Below are 21616 nucleotides of genomic sequence, written 5' to 3' on the forward strand. Positions count from 1 at the left end.
AAGCAGCAAAACCGCGCAACACTGCGGAAAACTAAGGTCTGAACCTCCAATAACCTCCCATAAATTAGCGCCAAAATGTCAGATAGAGCTTGTTGAAATTGTGGTCCTCGATCCGCAGTTGCACAAAATCGCCCACTCCGCCGCCGGACCAAGGGTCCCAGGAGACAAGAGTGTCATGATTGACGTTAATCGTTTGCACGACGTTAAAATTTGAAATACGCGGCGCGGGCGGGTAGGCATCTGCGGGCAAAGAAAGGGCCAACGATTTGTTGCTGTCATGAGCTGTGTCAAACACCAAGGTATAAACCCCGGCCCCGTAGAATGCGTCCAGTCCGCCTGCGGTCGGGGCGATATCCGAAAAATAGAGGGTTGTGCCTCCCGGTTGAAGGACCAGGCTGCGGGATAGGGAATTGGTGTTTGAGGGCACCAGCACGGTGGCCGTAGTGAGCGCCCCGGTAGCATAGGCCTGAATGGTCGCTTCGAACTCGAATTGCTGTCCCGTTTCCAGCGCTAGCGAGTTCGTGTCTGTTTGAATCCATTTGCTGGCCTTGTCTATCTCGAAGGTTTTGACATCAGGCGCAACGGCTGTTGTGGTGATGGGATAAAAGGTAGTCCTTGCAAAATAACCAGCCTCACCCAGGGCCTCTGGATAGCTGGTCTGGTTAATCCCGACTGTCTTTTGAAACAGGAGCGTCGCCTGGCTGGTCTGACCCGGCGACAGAATCCCGGGCGCTATCAAGACTCGAATCGCGGTTCCATCAAAAGCCCCTGGTTTCCCGGGGTCAGGTGTTTCAAAGATTTTGTTGCCGAGCAGGTCCTGGACCCGGAACTGGATGATATCAGCGCTGGCACCGCCCGGGAATTGTCCCCATGTGACCAAACAATAGCCATTGGCGTTAATGGTTTGAGTGCTGGGAAAATTTTGGATGTAGGGCCCTGCCGGATAGACATCGCCTGCCAACTGGAGGCTGGCTTGCCGAGTGCCGTCATGGACGCCCTGCATGGTCATGAGGTAAGCCCCGCTTGGGTCATTAGCGTTGAGCTTGGTCACCGTGTTGTACTTATGCTTGTAGGTCCGTTTGCTCTGACTCGCTGAGAGCGTCAGGGGATAGGGGGGCACGGCGGCGGGCGACTGGACAACAGCATTGGTGACGCTGTTATTGGCGGACATCAGTACTTCGGCCTCAAATGCCCAGCCATTGGTGCCATTGAGGGTGGGCACACCGGACCCGGTCTGAGTGTACTCCGTCCCCTTGGTAACATCGAAGAACGCCGCATCGGCTGCCTGCAGCGCCAGCGGCCTCGCCGTCAAGGCCAGCAGCAGGCACGAAGTCAGGCCAACCGTTCGTATGATCATTGGCCAGGAGTTTATCAGGGCCGCAATTGCCTCGCGATACAAAAGAAGAACGAGGGGGGAGTGGCTTGCGTTGACAGCCCGAGTGCTTCTGTGTAGTTTGGCCTCGGTTGGATGAGGTTATGACCTCGCTACTTAACCAACATGTTTTGGTGCTCAACCGCCTCTGGCAGGCGGTCAATGTTTGCACTGCGCGCCGGGCGCTCACCCTGCTCTTTCAGGGTCACGCCCATGCTGTGCTGGACCGCAGCGACGGCTCATTTCAAACGTTCGATTTTAACGAGTGGCGCGATTTCTCCCAACAGGAACCGCATCAGGAGTCTCTGCGCAGCGTTTCATTTCGAATCCGCCTGCCGCGAGTCATCCTGCTGCTGGTTTATGATCATTTGCCCAAGAAGGAAGTGAAGTTTACCCGCCACAACATTTTCGAGCGGGACAAAAGCACGTGCCAGTACTGCGGGAAGAGCTGCGACCGCAAAGACCTGAACCTGGACCATGTGATCCCGCGCGACCGGGGAGGGCCGACGACCTGGGAAAACATTGTTTGCTCGTGCATCGAGTGCAACACGCTCAAGGCCAACCGCACCCCGCAAGAGGCCGGGTTGCACCTTATTCGCAAACCCAAGCGGCCAAAGTGGCGCCCTTTCATCCAGATCAATTTCAGCCTGCACCAGCACGACAGTTGGAAGCATTTTATCGACCTCGCCTACTGGAACGTGGAATTGGGCGAAGATGTCCGATAGCTCCCCAAACCGCTGGTTGGACCGCCGACGCTTTCTCAGAACTCTCGGTGTTGCCGCGCCATTCTTGGGGCGGGCGCCTGCTTCGGCAATTGAGCCAGTCCCAAGCCCCGCTGCGGCCTTCCCTCCAAACCATACTCCCGCTGCCAGCGAATTAGCCGCAGACCTGGTAATCGTTGGGGGAGGCCTGGGCGGTTGCGCCGCCGCCCTGGCGGCCCTCCGCAACGGATTGCAGGTTATTATGACTGAGGAGACCCATTGGATCGGGGGGCAGCTTACGGCCCAGGCCGTGCCGCCGGATGAGAACCCGTGGATCGAGAGCTTTGGCGCAACGCGCAGCTACCTCCAACTGCGCGAGCGCATCCGGGATTATTATCGGCGTAATTTCCCGCTCACAGCCGAGGCGCGCGCCAAACCTTACTTGAATCCGGGCAACGGCTGGGTGTCCCGTTTGTGCCACGACCCGCGCGTGGCCCTGGCGGCGCTCAACGAGTGCTTTGCTCCTTTTGTGGCAGGCCGGCGTTTGCTCATCCTGCTGCGGCACAAAGCTGCCGATGCCGCCTTCGACCAGGATCGCGTCGAGGCGGTGCGAGCGCGCAGTCTTGAATCCGGGAACGAGGTTGTCCTGCGCGCGCCTTACTTCATCGACGCAACCGAACTGGGCGAGCTACTTCCCCTCACAAAAACTGAATACGTGACTGGGGCCGAGGCCCAAAAGGAGACGGGCGAACGGCACGCCTCCCCAGAGGCCGCCCCGAAAAACATGCAGGCCTTTACCTGCTGTTTTGTGATGGACTTCCTGGCCGACCAGGACCACACGATTGATAAACCGCGCGAATACGATTTCTGGCGGGACTTTGTCCCCGCGCTCACTCCGCCCTGGACCGGGCGTCTCCTTTCCTTGACCTGTTGCGACCCGGTTACGCTCAAGGTTCGGAAGGTTGAGACTGACCCCGAAAAAGGAACAGGATTTTGGTCCTATCGCCGGATTGCGGATAAGACTCTATTTGCGCCTGGGACCTATTCCGCCGATGTATCATTGGTCAACTGGCCACAAAATGATTACTTGCTGGGCAACATTTGCGAGGTGGCCGAGCAGGAAGCGGCAATCCATTTGGCCCGGGCAAAGCAGCTCAGCCTTTCGCTGTTGTATTGGCTCCAAACGGAGGCACCCCGCCCCGACGGCGGCACGGGCTGGAAAGGATTGCGTTTGCGGCCCGATGTGGTTGGGACCGAGGATGGGCTGGCCCAATACCCTTATATCCGCGAGAGCCGGCGGATTCGCGCCCAATTCACTGTCCTCGAGCAGCATGTCTCCACTGAGGCGCGGGTGGGGGAGACGGGGCTGGACCGGAATAAAGTGCGGGCGGCGCATTTCGCGGATTCAGTGGGCATTGGCAGTTACCGGATCGATCTGCATCCCACGACGGCTGGAGACAATTATATCGACATCAGTTCACTCCCGTTTCAAATCCCGCTGGGCGCCTTGATCCCGCAGCGCGTGGAAAACCTGCTCCCGGCCTGCAAAAATCTTGGGGTCACGCACATAAGCAACGGTTGCTACCGGCTGCACCCGGTGGAATGGAATATTGGAGAAGCCGCCGGCGCGCTGGCTGGATTCTGTCTGGCGCGCAAGACGTCACCGAGGGCGGTGCGCAATGACCGCAGCCAACTGGCAGCGTTTCAGAAGCTGCTCAGCGAACAAGGCGTTCCGCTGGCCTGGCCTGAGGTGACACCACGCTAAAACGGTAGCGACCATCCAACGGACTCAATGCCAAAAAATCAATTTGTTATGGTTTTGGTAACGGCTCCGGAGTTGAGGACGGCACGGCGTTTGGCCAAATCTGCGCTCGCTGCCCGGTTGGCGGCTTGCATCAATTTGATTCCGAAGGTCGAGTCCCATTACCACTGGCACGGCAAAATCGAGCAGGCTTCGGAAGTCCTGATGCTGCTCAAGACGAACTCTTCGCGCCTGGTGGGCCTCGAGAGGCTAATTCTATCTGAACATCCTTATGTGACGCCGGAATTCATCGTGCTGCACGTCAAACGAGGGAATAAACGGTACCTTCGCTGGTGGCAACAATGCGTGAGCTGAGCACTTGTCTTCGCAGGAGTCTGGAATCAGGCTGCTGATCGGCCTCGATGCGTCCGATACAATAGCCATTTAGCGCATGAAATGACACACGTCTGGTCTCAGAACTACGACCCGCTCCATAGCGCCGTGTGGTCCACTCTTGCCGCGGCGTTGCCGGCCGTGATTTTGCTCGGTTCGATCGCTTTAGCCAGGATTCGCATCCATCTGTGCGCGTTGCTTTGTTTGGCAGCCGCGCTGGCAATTGCCCTCTGGATTTACCACATGCCTTCCCGGGCTGCCGGGGCTTCCATTGCTTACGGCGCTGTCTTTGGGCTTTTCCCGATTGGTTGGATTCTTCTCAACGTCATCTTCCTTTATCAACTTACTGTAAAACGCGGCTTGTTTGATCAGTTGCGCGATGGCCTTGCGCACCTTGCTCCCGACCCAAGGCTCCAGGTCATACTCATCGCGTTTTCATTCGGGGCCTTTATCGAGGGTATCGCCGGGTTCGGCGCCCCTGTGGCGATTACGGCGGCGATTCTGATGCAACTGGGATTCAAGCCGCTCCATGCCTCCGGTCTCGCCTTGATCGCCAATACCGCGCCGGTCGCTTTTGGCTCTTTGGGCATTCCCATTACCACATTGCAACAGGTCACTGGCCTGAGTGCGCTCAAACTTTCCGCCATGGTCGGTCGGCAGTTGCCCTTCTTTTCTGTCCTGGTGCCTTTTTGGGTGGTAGCGGCCTTCGCGGGTTGGCGGGGAATGGTCGGCATCTGGCCCGCCGCGCTGGTCTCTGGGCTGGCCTTCGCTGTGCCTCAAGTCCTCGTCTCAAACCTCCATGGCCCCTGGCTGGTCGATACCATCTCGGCTAGCTGTTCCATCGGCGCGCTGATTGCCCTGTTGCGATTCTGGCGGCCCAAATCGGCTTCGAAACTGGGTCTGGCTGCAGCCAGCCCCGGCGCGAGTGGGTCGGAACTCAAGCCGGCCAAGGCGCCCCGGTTGCGAGCCTGGTTTCCCTGGGTGATCCTGACCGGGTTTATGCTGCTGTGGGGTCTGCCGCAAGTCAAACGGCGGCTCGACCGAATTGCTGCCCCACGCATCGAGGTGCCCGGATTGCATCACGCCGTTCAACGGATGCCTCCGGTGGCAGTACTTGGCGTCTCTCCCAAACCCGCCGAGTTCACCTTCAACTTTCTGTCGGCAACGGGCACCGGCATCCTGCTGGCGGACCTGGTCGCTGGGTTGGCAATGGGTTTTAATCCTGGCACCTTGATTCGGACGTACCTCGAGAGCTTTTGGCGCATTCGCTTCTCATTGTTAACTATCGCCGCAATGCTCGCCCTGGGCACACTCACCAAGTACTGCGGCATCGATGCCACCCTCGGGCTGGCTTTGGCGCGAACGGGACGGCTTTACCCATTTTTCGGCACGTTGTTGGGCTGGTTAGGAGTCGCTCTCACCGGGTCGGACACAGCATCCAACGCCCTTTTCGGGAGCCTGCAAAGAATCACCGCCGAACAAACGCACCTGAGCCCGATTCTGATGTGCGCCGCCAACAGCTCCGGCGGTGTGATGGGGAAGATGATCGATGCGCAAAGCATTGTTGTGGCAAGCACGGCAACGGATTGGTACGGGCACGAGGGCCGTATTCTTCGATATCTTTTCTTTCACAGTCTGGCGCTGGCTGTGCTCATGGGCATCTTGGTCCTGCTCCAGGCCTGTTGCTCACCTTTGACACGGTTAGTCGTCCGGTAGTCTTTGGCCGGGTGGGCGGCTCACCCCGTCCTAATACCTTATAAAAGCCCAGTTGATGAGTTGCGCGAGGTGCGTAGATTTATAGCGGGTGAATGGATGGGAAGTCATGCCAGTGTTGCTCTTGATGCTGTTCAGCATCGCGCTGAGCATCGGGATGGGAATTATCATCCTGGTCATCCGCCGTGCGCGGCCTAAAGCTGCGGCTCCGGCGCGAAAGGCGGGTGGTTCCGCGGCTCTCCAGTACGCGCCCAATTGCGTTGTGCCCAGGCCAACCTGCTGGCTCGCAGTTAAAACCCGCAGCCTGCTCGCCGTGCAGTCGGCGCTCAGTTTGCATAATCCAAAACCTTGTTCCTGGATCGAAGGGCTCGTGGGCGATGAGAAACTCTTCATTGCCCCGCCCGTCAAGGGCTGGATTTTGGTGATGGGCAGTGGATTGCCTGATCCGAGCGATGATGTGGATGCCTGTTTCCGATTCGTGATGGAGTTGAGCCGGAAATTGGGTCACGTCCAGTTTTTCAATACCAACCGGGTGTTGCATTACCATGCTTGGGTCAAAGCGGATGCAGGTCGCGTCGTCAGGGCCTATGCTTGGGCAGCTAAAACACTCTGGCACCAGGGGAAGATGTCCTCTGCCGAAAAGGAGCTGGACCTCAAGTGCTTTGGATATAATGAAACAGCCCAACCATCGATGTTTGGACAGCCCGATGTGCTCTCAGGCAATACGGATAAAGTCCCGCTTTTAGCCGCGCGCTGGAGCCTCGACCCGGCGCGCATTGATCGCCGCTTCTTTCAGCACGAGTGCGGCATCGCAGGCGAGCCATCCCGCAGGTATTAAGTACGCAGCACCACCAACCACTTCGCCTACGAGGAGATCAATCTCGGCCTCCCGGCCGCCGCACATCGGAAAACCCGGCCAGCGGTTACGTTCCGGGAGTGTGTGGCTCGTACGACATCCCTGGTAAAGAATAACCATTTCACCAAAACGAGCTAAACCAAGAGGCGGCTGTTGAGCTGGATTGTCCGCTCCCGCCATTCTTGGCAGGGCAATGACCTTCACGTCACGTTCTGCTTTTCAAAACACCTTCGTCTCTGAGAAGTGCTTAAGAGACCTGTCATAGTTCTCGCTTTGCAATTGGATATAGTAAGCTGCCAACTTCACATATTTTTCCGCCATCCCCCGAGGTCTGCCTTCCACTGAAGGGGGTCGCCTCTACTTTCGTAGAGTTTCAGATCGCAGAATCCCGCAGGACTCGAAGTCTGGGCTTGACCAAGGGCTTGACCCCACCCCTGTCTGGGCTTGACCCTTTGCCTATCGCATTAGATTAATGGAAGGGGGACTCGATCGGCCCCCGCTATGCGGGCATGCCAAAAGCGATCTGCCCCCGCAAGTCGAAATAAAAGAGAGGTGTTCTACTGGGATTCTACTGGGTTCGCACGCGATAGAATTGTTGAGAGCCTGTCAGCGGAAGGCTGTAAGGGGAGACAGCAGCAGTAATATCTGTGTATGCGCCCATTGAATCGCTTGAGGATTGAAGAACACCTTGCGGCCAGGATAAAACAAGGTTTTTCCCCGAGACCAAATAACTCAAATCGACAGGAGGATTGCCGACTGGCATCACAGCATTCTGAATCATCACTCCTCGGGAGTTTGCTGTTGGTGGAAGGGTCTCTGGAATGGATATCGTGAACCCGAAGTAATCTCCAGCGGCCACAGCAAACGATGCCGATGTGTAATTGGTGATTGGTGACCGCATCCGTAATGTACCCCAACAATTGACTGTGAGGCATATAATAGTCGGCGGGCTTGTTCGCTCCAGAATTGAACCACCCAAAATAACCGATGCCAGACGCATCGACGTGGTAATCAAAAGTGACGGTGCCCGCGGCGGCAGCCTGAGTAAAAACAACAGCACTGTTGTTTACTATTAAGCGGTCAGTACTTAAGGTCAGCGAATTGGTCCCGGTCCCCAGCAAAAGCCACACCTCTGGTGTCGCTATGACCGTCCAGCCTCCAAAATTGTGCGTTCCGCCGATGAGAATGTAGCCCCCTAAGTCTGGTGGAGTCAGAGCGTATGGGCCGACGAATTGAGCTTGTGATAATGTGGCCCAGGACAAGGCCACGCCCGTGAGCGTGAGACAAGAGAGATTGTGTCCTGCACGAGTAACTGATTTCATAGCCCTCAACGCTGTTGAACCGGATTTGTCGATCGATTTGCGAGCCTCAGGTTTGGGGACGACTCGTCCTTGGAAGGGGCTGGCAACCGCACGAGAGAGGAAGGTTTTTCATTGGCGATCATAAGCCCCAATTCTACCGAATTCGCACCCGATAGAACTGTTTAGAGCCAGTGAGCGGGATGGTGTAAGGAGACGTCGCAGCGGTAATGTCGGTATATGTGCCCATTGCATCGCCCGAGGACTGAAGAACGCCTTGAGACCAGGACAAAACAAGGCTTTTACCCGAAAGCAAGTAACTCATATTTACGACGGGAGCGTTGGTTGACATCACAGCATTCTGTATGGTCGCTACTCGCTGGTTTGGTGGTGGAGCAAAGGGCGGGATGGAGATCTGGAACCCAAAGTAATCCCCGGCGGCGACGGAAAACGATGCCGATGTGAAATTGGTAACCAAGTCCGTCGCGTATCCCTGTAATTGACCGTAAGGGACGTAATAACCAGTAGGCTTAATCGACCCAACGTTGAACCACCCGAAAGAACCTTGGCTCGACCCGGAGATGGAGTAATCAAATGTGACCGTGCCGGCAGCACTACACTTGGGCAAAGAAAATAGCAGTAACGCTTGTCTGTTTAAGCCCGGTGTCCAAGCTCAGGCCATTGGTCCCGGTTTCCACATAAAGCGACACCGGCGGTGTCGATTGCGGTGGTCCCGCGATCAGCGTCCAGTCTCCGAAAACTTGCGGGTTTCCCCCGTAAATAGTGTGGAGCCCTAGGTTTGGAGGAGTCAGAGCGTATGGGCCGACGAATTGAGCTTCTGACAATGTGGTCCAGGACAAGGCCAGGACCATGAACGTGAAATAAAAGAGACTGTGTCGTAAACCAGTAACTGATTTCATAGCCCTCAATGTTGCCTGCGCAATAATGCCGAGATACATAAGGTAAGGCTCAAAGCCGGTACTCCAAAATTCAAAGAGAAATTGATGTTATAGGAATTTGCCTTTTGGCACGCCAATTGTTTTGTGCGCTGCGCGGGTGAGGGAGCATTGGTTTTTCGGTGTCTGGACACATTTTCGAGCATTTCCCGCCGTAGGTGAGGCAGACCATAAAGCCAACGGCTGGTGCTTGTCAAGGGAAAAGCCCGCTTCGCCGCCCGAGACGGATCCTAGAGTGGTGGAATTTGTGCCAGGGAGGTCTTCGAGCGACCAGAGGTCCGAAAAAGTGCCTGATTTAACGGCACCGATTCGGAGGCTGGCGTGGCAACAAACCCTGGTGGACGCCGCGCATTTTGTTGCTGTACCAGCCGAAATAGGGAGACTATCAAACCACGGAGATCCTCGAGGGATCTGGCACCGAAGACCGTGAGCCGCCCGGGGCAATGCGGCCGTGGCAAGAGTGCCGGATACGCAAAAGTTTTTCACCAGATTTCACACTGCGCGCGGCAGAGTTATTCACCGATGGCTGCGGGGACCTTTCCGGGGCTCTCCTCGCCCTCGGCTGAATAACTCTGGAAAGCGTATCAGGCACCGAGGCACTGAGAGAATCAAACGAACGAAAGTGGCTTCGCAGTCTTCTCTGTGCCTCTGTGCTCTCTGTGGTGAAAATGGTTGCCAATGGGCATCAGCCAGGCGGAGCGCTGCTGGAAAGTGCGGCTGCCGCAATCGATGCAAAGATTTGCGCGCGGCTTAAAAGCTCAGCAGCAATTGCCAGATGTACATGTTGCCGAAGGCATCGATGTCTTCCCAGATTTTGCGGACCAGTTCCGGGCTGCCGGTGATTTCAGGCAAATCTTTTAGGCGTTCTTTCCATGGGAAACAGGCGCCCGGGGTTGTGGCAGGCGGCGGCTGAGCGGCCATCGCCTTGAGGTGATGCCGGGCGGGCACACAGTCCCTCGAATCGCACGGGGCCAGCGCAGTGGGCGCGGAGTAACTGCCGGCTGGATAGACACCGTATTGGCGGGCCGTCTCCGTCATGACCCGCAGATTCCCGATGTCGCTATCATCCTGCATGATGGCCCCCGCATCCAGAATGTAGCCGCCCTCTTTGGCCACCTCAGCGAGCACGCGCCGGCAAAAAGCCCTGACCTCTTCCGGCTTGCCAAAACTCAGCAGCGTGTTGGGCACGCCTCCGCTCAGGGCGAACTTATCATGGAGCTTTTGGTGCGCGTGGAAGATATCGTCCTGGTCGCAGTGAAAGACAATGCTGCGCTCAGGCAACTCGCGAAAGGAATCGAAATGATGCTTCCATTTGCCTTCCGCGTAGAACAGGGTCTGGTGGCCCTGTTTCCAAAACTCTTCGATAATCGGCTTGAGCGTTGGCCATTGATGCGAATCGAACTGTTTGGGATTGATGAATGGAACACAACCCCGGTGCATCCAAAAGCCGATGGGGACCAATCGTTGCGGGTCGGCGGTGGTGAGGCCCACATGACACAGATGCGGCATGAGGGCCTCGCAGGCCTTGAGGACCTTGCGGGGCTGGGTGTGCATGTCCATCGTGAGCCCGACATACCCGCGCAACTTATCAGCCAGAATATCGAAGGGGGCCTTGAAAATGCCGGCGATGGCCGAAACCACTCCGCACTCGGAGCGCAAGCGGGCGATTTGCGGTCCAAACGCATAGAAATAAGAGAGCATAGCCATGGCGCCTTTAACAAAGGAAAGATTATTGCGGTAAGTCGAGGGCTGGCCGAGCTTGCAGACCTCGCTGGAGGCGCGTGGGAGCCAGGTCTCGTACAGGAATGCGGTCGGATCGGAAATGAGGGCGTCGTAATCGTCGGGGCGCATGAAGGCCTGGTCTTCCGCCGGTTCGATGTAATTGAATCCAGTGGTGTGCGGGATGCCGATTCCCGGAATCCCATAGTACTTCAGGCCAATCGCCTGGGTCAGACCAGTCCATACATAGACCATATTGGGCACGACGGCGTCCCAATCGAAATCTTTGGCGGTCTTAATCGCCGCGTCGAAGGCCTTGGTAAAGTCATGGGCAACTTCCTGGCACGTATAGCCGGCGTACTTGGCTGTAAACTCAGCCACGAAAGGCCGGATCGGAACCATGTCCGGTTTTTCATCGCGCATGGCGGTTACATAGCGGTTGAGGCGTTGCTGGTAAAGTTGCTCGGTATTGGTGGCCACAATGGGGCCACATTACTCGCTTGACATTGCAGGGCGCCACAAAAATGTTGTAGCTGCATATACATGGGCCATGGCATAGAGTACAGGGAGGGGAGAGGGAGCCAATAAAGAGAGCTATAAACGGTCTATGAGCCCTGCGCGTCGCATGAAGTTGCCACCGCTGATCCTGGCGTCCGCCTCGCCGCGCCGCTCGGAGCTGCTTGGCGATATGGGCATCGAGTTCAGAATTGTCCCCAGCGACGCCCCGGAAATTCATCACGACCAATTGACGGCCCGGGAGGTTTGCCAAATCAATGCCTATCGTAAAGCCCGGGCAGTTGCCAAGCATTTCCCCGATACCCTGGTTCTGGCTGCTGATACGTTGGTTTATCTGGGAAACGCGCTGTTTGGAAAGCCATCCGGCCTCGAGCAGGCCTATCAAATGCTCGAACAACTCCAGGGCCGCACACATCAGGTCGTCACCGGCATCTGCCTCCTGCACTTGCGCGGGCATCGTCAGCGCGTTTTTTCCGAAACAACCGAGGTCACTTTCCACCCGCTGGATGCGGTTCAGATTCGCCGCTACCTGACGAAGGTCGATCCGCTCGACAAAGCAGGGGCCTATGCCATCCAGGAGCAGGGCGATTGGATCGTTGAAAAGATAGCCGGCTCTTACAGCAATGTGGTCGGTCTGCCGATGGAGCGGCTTGTAAAAGAGCTCGAGGCCTGGAGCTAGCCTGGACATTTCGCAGCACAGGAAGCCGCAACCAAGACGAAGCCGCGAGAGAACGCAAAGATTGCTAAGGATTCTGCACCAGAAAATCGTCGCGAAGGGGAGAGGAGCCACGGCACATTTTTTGCGGAACATTTAGCATTTATTGTCATCACCCTGGCCAGGAGAGAAATAAGAGTTTTATTGGGCTTTTTGCGTGGTTTTTGGTGTCGGCGTTCACGGATTTGTCCCATTCGTTCGTTGACACACAAAGGGGCTTTGTTAGAGTCGGCCACGTAGTTTCCGGGGAACCATCCTGAAACCCTTAAATAGGAATCATTTTATGGCAAGAGCAGCAAAATACGTTTATCTGTTTGGAAATAAGAAGGCCGACGGCGACGGGAGCATGAAGCCGCTGCTGGGCGGCAAGGGGGCGAACCTGGCCGAGATGAGCCGCATTGGCCTGCCGGTGCCGCCCGGCTTCACCATGACCACGGAGGTTTGCACTTACTATTATCAGAACAAAAAGAGCTACCCCAAGGAACTCGAGTCTCAGGTGAAATCGGGTGTGGCCTTCATCGAGAAGAGCATCGGCACAAAATTCGGTGATAAATCTCTCATGCCGCTGCTGGTCTCGGTCCGCTCCGGGGCGCGTGATTCGATGCCGGGGATGATGGACACGATTCTGAACCTGGGCCTGAATGACGAGACAGTCCTGGCCCTGGTGAACGCCACCAGGAATGAGCGATTTGCCTGGGATTGCTACCGCCGGTTCATCCAGATGTATGGTGACGTGGTGATGGGTGTCCAGAAGCGGGCCGGGGAAGATCACGAACCATTCGAAGTGGTCATTCACGGGCTCAAGCATGAGCGCTACCAGCAGGACATCGAGGACCCCAAGTTGAGTGTCGATGACCTCAAAGAATTGGTCGCCCGATTCAAGGCCCTCATCAAGGAGCGCACCGGCCATGAATTCCCGCAGGACCCCTGGAAACAACTTTGGGGCGCAACCGGGGCTGTGTTTGGTTCCTGGATGAACGACCGGGCGATGGTTTATCGGCGCAAGTACAATATCCCCTCGGAGTGGGGCACCGCCGTCAATGTGCAAGCGATGGTTTATGGCAATACCGGCGACCGCTCCGGCTCCGGTGTGGCCTTCACGCGCGACCCAGCCACCGGTGAGAAGGTGTTTTATGGCGAATTCCTGATTAATGCCCAAGGCGAAGATGTCGTCGCCGGTGTGCGGACACCCGAGCCAGTCGCCCAACTCAAGAATCATTTGCCCGAGGCCTTCACCGAGCTGGATAATATCCGCAAGACGCTCGAATCCCATTTCAAAGATGTGCAGGATTTCGAGTTCACCATCCAGGATGGAAAAGTTTACATGCTTCAGACCCGCAACGGCAAGCGGACTGGGCTCGCTGCCGTCCGGTTTGCCATCGAGATGGAGAAAGAGAAACTCATCGACTGGAAAACCGCCATCCGGCGTGTCCCGGCCGACCAACTCGATCAGGTCCTAGCGCCGATTTTTGATCGACAGGCAATCAAGGCCGCCAAGTGCATTGCCCGAGGGCTGCCGGCCGGGCCCGGCGCCGCTTCCGGCAAGCTTTACCTCAACGCTGATCGCGCCGTGGAAGCGGCAGCTAAAGGCGAAAAGGTGCTGCTGGTCCGCAACGAGACTTCCCCGGAGGATTTGCGCGGGATGATTGCCGCCGAGGGCATCCTCACGGCCAAAGGGGGCGTCAGTTCGCACGCGGCGCTCGTCGCGAGGCAGATGGGCAAGGTCTGCGTGTGCGGCGCCAGCGCGTTGCAGATCGATTACACGGCCCGGACGATGACCGTAGATGGCAGCATGTATAACGAGGGGGATTTCATCTCGATCAACGGCACCGCCGGAGAGGTCTATCCGGGCTCCTTGCGCACGGCGGCCTCGGAAGTGGTGCAGGTGCTCGTCGAGAAATCGCTTGGGGGCAATGAGAGCGCCACCTACCAGATGTTTCAGAAGCTGATGAACTGGTGCAGCAAAGTCACGCGCTTGCAGGTGCGGACCAATGCCGACACCCCGGAACAAACCGCCAACGCGGTCGCCTTCGGCGCCAGCGGCATCGGCCTGTGCCGCACCGAGCACATGTTCTTTGAAGGCGACCGCATCGATGCGATGCGTGAGATGATCCTTGCCGAGAGCACAGAGGAGCGGAAAAGAGCGCTCGGCAAATTGCTGCCCTACCAGAAAGGCGATTTCGAAGGCATCTTCCGGGAACTCAAGGGGCTGCCCGCGACCATTCGCTTCCTCGACCCGCCGTTGCACGAGTTCCTCCCGCATGACCACGGCGCGCAGAACCTGCTGGCTGAAAAGATGGGCATCAAAGTCGAAAAGATAGCGCAGCGAGTCAAAGAGCTGCACGAGTTCAATCCGATGCTCGGGTTTCGAGGCTGCCGGCTAGGGCTGGTTTATCCTGAGATTTCCGAAATGCAGGCTCGCGCGGTGTTTGAGGCCGCAGCGGATGTGCAAAAGGAAGGGATCCAGGTAAAACCCGAGATCATGATCCCGCTGGTCGGGTTCAAGAAGGAACTGGACCTGCAAGTCGAGTTGGTCCATCGCGTGGCGCAGGCGGTGATGGCCGAGAAGAAGGTCAAGCTGGCCTACCTCGTCGGCACCATGATCGAAATCCCTCGAGGCGCGCTCACCGCCAATGAAATCGCCGAGACCGCCCAATTCTTCAGCTTCGGCACCAATGACCTGACCCAAACCTGCCTCGGGATGAGCCGCGATGATTCGGGCTCTTTCCTGCCGCCTTACCAGGAGCTGGAAATCGTGAAGAAGAATCCCTTTGCCTCGATTGATCAAACCGGAGTCGGCCAGCTCATGAAGATTGCGGTCGAACGCGGCCAAAGCACGCGGCCAGACATCAAGCTGGGAATCTGCGGGGAGCACGGTGGCGACCCGGACAGCGTGAAGTTCTGTCACCGGATTGGGCTTTCGTACGTGAGTTGTTCGCCGTTCCGCGTGCCTGTGGCGCGGTTGGCTGCAGCCCAGGCCGCATTAGAGGGGGAGCCGCCCGCCAAGCCGGCAAAAAGTGGCGCCCCCAGGGGCAATGGCTCGCTCAAAAAGCGCACCGTAAAGAGCCGATTCAGCAAGCGTTAGGCGGTTTTTCGATAAGTCAGAACGGACCGCTACCCGATGGCGCGCCAGCGTTTTGGACTGCGGTAGTCCTCTACCGCTTTGGGATATTCCACGCGCCCGTATCAATTCCCCAGGAAAGCTACCGCCGCTACGCCCATCTTGCTTGCCTCAGCCCCTTCGTCCAGGCAATCTAAGCTCAGGGCGGCAGCAGACCTGTGTCACTGGCCGCAACCCCGATACGGATATGCCGCAGAACTGTTGGACTTTCATCGCCTCCTGGCTATGGCTCTGCGCCTTTTCGGTTCCTCTTTCCAGCGCTGCTAATTCTCATTATCTGGTGCGACAGTGGAAGACCGAAGAGGGGTTGCCTCAAAGCGCCGTCATCAGCATGGTCCAAACCCGTGACGGCTATTTGTGGGTGGGCACCGGCAGCGGTCTGGCCCGCTTTGATGGGTTGCGCTTTCAAACTTACGACCAGAGCGACGCGCCCGAGTTGAGCGACAGCAAAATTGTAAAACTGTTCGAGGACAGCCAACGAAACCTGTGGATTGGGACTGAAAAGGCGGGTGTGTTCATAGTGGCTACAGGCGGGAGGATTAACCGGCTTTCAATGCCGAATACCGCCAGCCAAGGGCCGGTGCGCGTCATCTGTGAAGACCCTGCCGGGGGTATCTGGCTCAACATGGCCAAAGGCCAGCTTTACCATTATGGAAATAATCAAATGCGGTTGGTTCTTGATAACTGCCGCGGGCTTGTCGCAGATAATTCCGGGCTGATTTGGATAGGCACGTCCGATGGCAGGCTCATTGCCCTGGGCCCCATCTCCAGCCCCAGCCTGGCAGCGGTTCCGGTGGCTTATGAGATTCCCTGTGGCAGGCTCGATTTCCTTTTAGCCAGCAAACCCGGTGGCTATTGGCGGCTGGCTAATGGCCGGGTGCAGAAATGGAAGGCTGATAAGTTGGAAAAAGATTTGGGAAGCTACCCATGGAAAGAGGGCGTTCCGGTTCTGGCGGCTTGTGAAGACCGCGACGGGAATCTCGTGGTGGGCACCTATGGCAATGGAATCTGGTGGTTCGACGCGGAGGGCAAATCCACTTGGGTCGAGGGTGTCACGGCTCCCTCGATTTGGTGTTTGGTGACCGACAGCGAGGGCAATCTCTGGGTCGGCACCAATGGTGGCGGCCTCGACCGTGTGAAGCGGCAGAATCTCGATTTGCTCGAGGGAACTGGCGGCGAGACAGTGCAATCGGTTTGCCCGGATGGTAACGGTGGATTGTGGATTGGGTATAGGGCTGAGCGGGTCGATCACTGGAAAACACGCGCCCTTCGGCGCTTTACAAACCTCTGGCCCGCTTCCATTTCAATTCGTCCTGGCAAAGGGGAGTTTGCCATCCAGTCGGTGTTTCAAGACCAGGCGCGGCAGGTGTGGGCGGGGGGATTGTGCACGATAGCGCCTCACTTCAGCCTCTTCACGCTGCGCGATGAGCAGTTCATGCCGATGGCGGGTCAGCCGCTCATCAACGCCGATATTTCCGCCATATACCAGGGGCGTGACGGGCGGTTGTGGCTGGGCTCGCAACTGGGCCTTGCGTGCTGGGATGGCCACAACTGGAAGGTCTTCACCACCCGGGACGGGCTCTCCTCGGACGATGTTCGTGCCATTGCCGACGACCCGCAGGGGAATCTGTGGGTTGGCACCGAGCGCGGTGGTTTGAACCGGCTGCATGATGGCAAGTTCACCGTGTTCCGCGCTGACCCTAAGGATTTACCGGGCGATGATGTCAGTTCGCTCTACCTCGATCCGCAGGGGGTTTTATGGGTCGGAACCTCGGGTGGCCTTGGCCGTTTTTACCAGGGGCAATGGAAGCGCTATACAACACGCGACGGGCTGGTCAGCAATAAAATCGGCTACCTGCTCGAAGATGACGCAGGTTTTCTGTGGCTTGGGTCAAACGCAGGTTTGATGCGTGTGGATAAGCGGAGGTTGAACAGTTTTTCGACCCAAGCGCCGGATTCGATTCCGTGCAGGCTTTTTGGCGCCACCGATGGCCTGCCCGGCGAATGCAGCACCGGTTCCCAGCCGGGCGCCTGCCGCACGACTGACGGCACGCTTTGGTTTTCCACAACCATGGGGCTCGCAACCATCCAACCCGCTGAACTCATGCCCAATACCAATCCACCGCCGGTCGTGATTGATGGGGTGCTGTTGGATGGCCAACCGCAGCATGCCGATGTCCTGCGCGGCCCCGCCCCGACGGAAGTCACCGTGCCGGCCGACAAGGAGAGCATCGAGATTCATTTCGCCAGCCTCAATCTGTCAGCTCCTGACAAAGGTCTGTTTAAGTACCGCTTGGAGGGTCATGAAACTCGATGGACCCAGACCGAGGCGCAACGGCGGTTTGCCTGGTATAGCCGATTGCCGCATGGCCACTACAGGTTCCAGGTCCAGGCCTGCAACGAAGACGGCGTTTGGAACCAAACTGGCGCGTCCCTCGCCATCACGGTCCTGCCGCCCTTTTGGCAAACGTGGTGGTTTCTGAGCGCTGCCACAGCCTGCCTGCTGGGGGCCATTGTCGGCTCGGTGCATTACGTTTCGACCCAAAAACTCCAGCGACAACTCGCGGCCTTGCGCCAGCAGGAAGCCCTCGAAAGAGAACGGGCCCGAATCGCGCGCGACCTCCACGACCAACTCGGCGCAAACCTCACCCAGGTCGCGCTGCTGGGCGAAATGGCTGAGACAGATAAAGAGCTGCCGGCTGAGATCGAAAGCCACGCCCGGCAAATCTCTCAAACCGCGCGGGAAACAACTCGCGCTCTGGATGAAATTGTCTGGACGGTCAATCCATCGAACGACACGCTCGATGGGCTGATCAATTACGTCTGCAAATACGCCCAGGAGTACTTGGCCATCGCCGGGCTAAAGTACCGGCTGGAAGTCCCGCCGCAATTGCCCGCCATTCCCATCTCACCCGAGCTTCGCCACAACGTCTTTCTTGCCGCAAAAGAAGCCGTCAATAATGTGGTGAAGCACTCGAAGGCATCCGCCGCCTGGCTGCGGTTGCGGCTCGAAGCCGGCCAGTTCGTGCTCGAGATAGAGGATAATGGCAAGGGCCTCACCGCTGCCGACGAGAAAAAAGGCAGGAACGGCCTGCGCAATATGCGGCGGCGCCTGGAAGATATCGGCGGCAAATTCGAAACAGCTCCAGGCGCTGAAGGGGGCGCTTGCGTACGGTTAACGGCCCCATTGCAAAATTGAAACCAAAGGATAGCGAAAAAAAAGCCGGTTCGCCGGCGTCACCGAGTCCGCCGACAACGGTCAGCCCGCCAGAAGCACCGATCTCGAAAGCCCGGCGCTTTTGGTTTCGGTTTGCAGCCGCTGTTTTGGGGCCGCTTCTGGTCCTGGGGGGGCTTGAATTTGGGCTGCGCCTCGCAGGTTTCGGTTATGACCCCGGGTTTTTCAAATCCATACGCATTGGAAACGATAATTTTTTGGTCGAGAATGACAAATTCGGTCTGCGCTTCTTTCCGCCCGAATTGGCGCGCAGCCCGGCGCCAGTAAAAATGGAGGCTCGGAAGCCGCCGGGCACTTGCCGGATTTTCATTCTCGGGGAGTCCGCAGCGTTGGGCGACCCGCGCCCTGCTTATGGCGCCGGACGGTATTTGGAAGCGCTTCTGCGCGAGCGTTTCCCACAAACCAATTTCGAAGTGGTCTGCGTTGCCATGACCGCCATCAATTCGCACGCGATTCTCGACATTGCCCGCGAATGCGCCCGGCGCCAGGGCGATATTTGGATCATCTACATGGGGAACAACGAAATGGTGGGGCCCTTTGGCGCTGCCGGGGTTTTAGGCGCGCAAGCCCCTTCGCGCGCCTGGGTGCGGGTGAGCCTTGCAGTGCAAAAAACACGGCTGGGTCAATTGCTGGCCGGAGTAGCGCGAAGGCTCAGGAACCGCTCGGCGGAACCCCAATCCTGGGGCGGGATGGAGATGTTCGTCAGGAACTGGGTCGCGCCCGGCAACCCGCAAAAGGAAAGGGTCTATGCGAATTTCCGCGAGAACCTGCGTGACATTCTCGAAACCGGCCTGAGTTCCGGCGCAAAAATTGTGCTCAGCACGGTGGCAGTCAATCTTCTGGACTCCCCTCCCTTCGCGAGCGTCCCGAGCCCAAATACTTTCAGCAACGGGGGCAATCCTGCCACAGCCGACAAGTTGTTCAGGGATGGCTTGAGCATGGCCAGCCAGACCAATTACTCCCAAGCGGCGCAACTTTTTGCGCAAGCTGCCAGCCTGGACCCCGGGCGCGCAGACCTCGAATTTTTAGAAGCCCGCTGCCTGTTTAATTTGACGAATTTCGCCGCCGCTCGCCGGCATTTCCAAAAGGCGTGCGATCTGGACGCCCTGCCTTTTCGCGCTGATTCGCGCATCAACGCGTTGATAGGCGACTCCGCACACCGCTCTGCAGGCCCCGGGCTGACGTTCTTTGACGCAGCGGCGGTGTTTGCCACGAATAGTCCAACAGGCATTCCAGGGCAGGAATCGTTTTACGAACACGTTCATTTGAATTTCGACGGCAACTATCGCCTCGCCCTAGCCTGGGCCCAGCAGGTTGAGCGGTTTGTCCCGGCTGCCGCCATGAACCAATCGGCGGCAACTTGGGCTACACAGGAGACATGCGAAAAGCGCCTGGGACTGACGGACTGGAATCGCTATGGCGTGCTGGAAGAGATGCTTCGCCGACTGGCCCAGCCGCCGTTCAGCGCGCAATTTAACTACGCCGAACGACTGGAATCTTTTCGCGCCAATCTGCGCGCGCTCAGACAACGGATGAACGGCACGGCTGCCGCTGCGGCCCGAAAGCTGTATCAGCAGGCAATCGAATGGTCTCCGGCAGACTATCGGTTGCACGAGGATTTTGCCGAGTTCCTTGAAGCCACCGGCGACCTGCTGGCCGCAACCGCACAATGGGAGTGGGTCATCGAACTGATCCCGCACCATCACCTGGCGTACTTCCAGTCCGGCCGGCTCCTGTTGCGCCAGGCAAAACTTACGGCAGCCCGGGGGCGCTTGCTGCAAGCCCTGGTGTTGCGCCCGGACCTGAGCGAGGGGTGGCTTGAGTTGGGCGAAATCGAAGCACTCGAAGGCAAGCCGGAGCAAGCGCTAGCCGACTACGAGAAGGCGCGAAAGCTGCTGCCCCAGGAGCCGCGCAGTTATTTGCTGGCCGGCAAGGCGCTATCGAAGCTCCAACGCCAACCCGAGGCCATCGCACAGTTCCAACAAGCTGTCCAGCTCCAGCCGTCAAATTGGGAGGCGCATTACGCATTGGGCGAGGAGTTGGCCTTTGCCGGGCGAGTCAAGGAATCGCGCGAACAATTCGAGCAGGTGCTTCACCTCAAACCCGATTACGCCATGGCGCATTTGAACCTGGGCGTGGCTTTGGCGAAAGAAGGCCAGTTGGATGAGGCCCTGCGCCAATTCGAGGAAACCCGCAAGCTCGATCCGCAGAACAAACTGGCGCCCGACTATATTGCGAAGATCAAGGCGATAAAGCCGTAGAGCAGCAGCCGCTGTCAACGCAAGGAAGGCAAAGAAATCGGCGTCAGATCAGAGCCTCTGCACTTCGGCTTCCGCAGTTTTTAAGCCCTCCTGCTGGGGAGGGCACAGTCTGAAATAGAGCCAATTGGCGATAGGAACCAGGATCGCCGCCGTCAGCAGACCGGTCAGAACGTCCAGGCCATAATGGTATCTGCAATAGACGGTCGCCACACACAGCAGGATGGCCACGCCCAAATGGGCGTAGCGGATGCGGGGCAGGTACAGGAATGAGAAAAAGACCGTGCACATGGCGATGGCCACATGGCTGCTGGGCAGGGCCGCCCCCGGAGCTTCAATGACGCGGTAAATGAAGCTCACAATGTGATAAAACGGGCCGGCTTTGACTGTGTCAGGGTAAAAGGCGATGGGAGCTAATTGCTGGCAAGCCCGCGGGAGGGAATAATCGGGCACATCATGAAAGAACACACGCGGCCCGACGATGGGCAAGGCTATATAGATCAGGTAACAAACATAGAAGACAAATGAAATAACAGAGATGTAATGGAAAAACTGTTGGCGATTGCGCAAATACAATGCCAGGCCAATGCCGCCGATCATCAGGTAATACGAAAAATAAGAGGCATAAAGAATCTCGCTCAGGGCCAGGTCCGGCAGTTTTTGCATGAACAGCACGCTGGGTTGGCAGCCAAAGAGCGCTTGTTCCCAGCGGATGATCGACGGGTCCAGGTAGTGGTCCACAAACATCCGGTTCAACCAGCCTGTTTGCGCGAAAAGCCATGCGTAAAGCAGGACCGGATAGAAATGGCGCAGAAAATTCAAAAGGCTCCCCAATCGGCGGCTGCCTTGAAATTGAATGAGGAGGTGGACCAGAACAATACCAGCCGCTTCGGATGCCAGAAGCCAGGGCCAATGAGGAACGGTTGCATTATGAAAGAAGAGAATCAACGCCCCCACCAGAGTCATGTAAGCCTGGGTGGCGTAATCGACAAAGGTGTAATGCCTCAACATGACCGAGCCAA

The 21616-nt window shown here is 57.5% G+C and carries 14 protein-coding genes; 9 read left to right on the plus strand and 5 right to left on the minus strand.

All coding sequences use genetic code 11. The features are described 5' to 3' along the window. Nucleotides 1-64 precede the first annotated feature (64 nt). On the minus strand, nt 65-1357 hold the full coding sequence (locus VG146_21520; GenBank protein HEV2394937.1) for a hypothetical protein: 1293 nt from the start codon (nt 1355-1357) through the stop codon (nt 65-67). Between the two features lie 119 nt (nt 1358-1476). Here VG146_21520 and VG146_21525 point away from each other — a divergent pair, with 119 nt between their 5' ends. The 5 genes from VG146_21525 to VG146_21545 all read left to right on the plus strand — a co-directional run bounded on the left by VG146_21525 (nt 1477) and on the right by VG146_21545 (nt 6758). Beyond that, entirely contained in the window at nt 1477-2097 is a 621-nt protein-coding gene (locus VG146_21525) for an HNH endonuclease (GenBank protein ID HEV2394938.1), read from the plus strand. Then, nucleotides 2087-3838 carry an FAD-dependent oxidoreductase gene (locus VG146_21530; protein ID HEV2394939.1) on the plus strand — a complete coding sequence of 584 codons (1752 nt, stop codon included), beginning with the start codon at nt 2087-2089 and terminating at the stop codon, nt 3836-3838. Before VG146_21525 ends, VG146_21530 begins: the two co-directional genes overlap by 11 nt. Before the next feature lie 27 nt (nt 3839-3865). Next, the gene (cutA, locus tag VG146_21535; GenBank protein ID HEV2394940.1) at nt 3866-4189 is read left to right on the plus strand and encodes a divalent-cation tolerance protein CutA; all 324 of its coding nucleotides are present in this window, start codon (nt 3866-3868) and stop codon (nt 4187-4189) included. 81 nt (nt 4190-4270) lie between these two features. Continuing rightward, nucleotides 4271-5923, plus strand: coding sequence for an L-lactate permease (locus VG146_21540; protein HEV2394941.1), 1653 nt, complete (start codon nt 4271-4273; stop codon nt 5921-5923). A gap of 106 nt (nt 5924-6029) precedes the next feature. Next, nucleotides 6030-6758, plus strand: a complete 729-nt coding sequence (locus VG146_21545; protein HEV2394942.1) for a hypothetical protein — start codon at nt 6030-6032, stop codon at nt 6756-6758. 1473 nt (nt 6759-8231) lie between these two features. On the opposite strand, the gene VG146_21550 is transcribed toward VG146_21545, so the two are convergent. The 3 genes from VG146_21550 to VG146_21560 form a co-directional block, all read right to left on the minus strand. Further along, complete coding sequence (locus tag VG146_21550) at nt 8232-8702, minus strand: hypothetical protein (GenBank protein HEV2394943.1); 471 nt, start codon at nt 8700-8702, stop codon at nt 8232-8234. Continuing rightward, nucleotides 8689-8994, minus strand: coding sequence for a hypothetical protein (locus VG146_21555; GenBank protein HEV2394944.1), 306 nt, complete (start codon nt 8992-8994; stop codon nt 8689-8691). The genes VG146_21550 and VG146_21555 overlap by 14 nt, the downstream gene beginning before the upstream one ends. 786 nt (nt 8995-9780) lie before the next feature. After that, entirely contained in the window at nt 9781-11229 is a 1449-nt protein-coding gene (locus tag VG146_21560; protein ID HEV2394945.1) for a uroporphyrinogen decarboxylase family protein, read from the minus strand. Between the two features lie 127 nt (nt 11230-11356). On the opposite strand from VG146_21560, the gene VG146_21565 reads away from it, so the two are divergent. The 4 genes from VG146_21565 (at nt 11357) to VG146_21580 (ending at nt 20597) form a co-directional block, all read left to right on the plus strand. After that, nucleotides 11357-11944, plus strand: a complete 588-nt coding sequence (locus tag VG146_21565) for a Maf family protein (GenBank protein HEV2394946.1) — start codon at nt 11357-11359, stop codon at nt 11942-11944. Nucleotides 11945-12263: 319 nt separating this feature from the next. Further along, on the plus strand, nt 12264-15065 hold the full coding sequence (gene ppdK, locus VG146_21570; protein ID HEV2394947.1) for a pyruvate, phosphate dikinase: 2802 nt from the start codon (nt 12264-12266) through the stop codon (nt 15063-15065). A gap of 223 nt (nt 15066-15288) precedes the next feature. Continuing rightward, nucleotides 15289-18300, plus strand: a complete 3012-nt coding sequence (locus VG146_21575) for a two-component regulator propeller domain-containing protein (protein ID HEV2394948.1) — start codon at nt 15289-15291, stop codon at nt 18298-18300. Beyond that, nucleotides 18297-20597 (plus strand): tetratricopeptide repeat protein, encoded by a 2301-nt coding sequence (locus VG146_21580; protein ID HEV2394949.1) that lies wholly within the window; start codon nt 18297-18299, stop codon nt 20595-20597. The genes VG146_21575 and VG146_21580 overlap by 4 nt, the downstream gene beginning before the upstream one ends. Before the next feature lie 48 nt (nt 20598-20645). Here the strand turns inward: VG146_21580 and VG146_21585 are convergent, their stop codons facing one another. Continuing rightward, nucleotides 20646-21605, minus strand: coding sequence for a phosphatase PAP2 family protein (locus VG146_21585; protein ID HEV2394950.1), 960 nt, complete (start codon nt 21603-21605; stop codon nt 20646-20648). Nucleotides 21606-21616 lie beyond the last annotated feature (11 nt).

The organism is Verrucomicrobiia bacterium (assembly GCA_035946615.1).
In the GTDB taxonomy this organism is placed as follows: Bacteria; Verrucomicrobiota; Verrucomicrobiia; order Limisphaerales; family UBA8199; genus DASYZB01.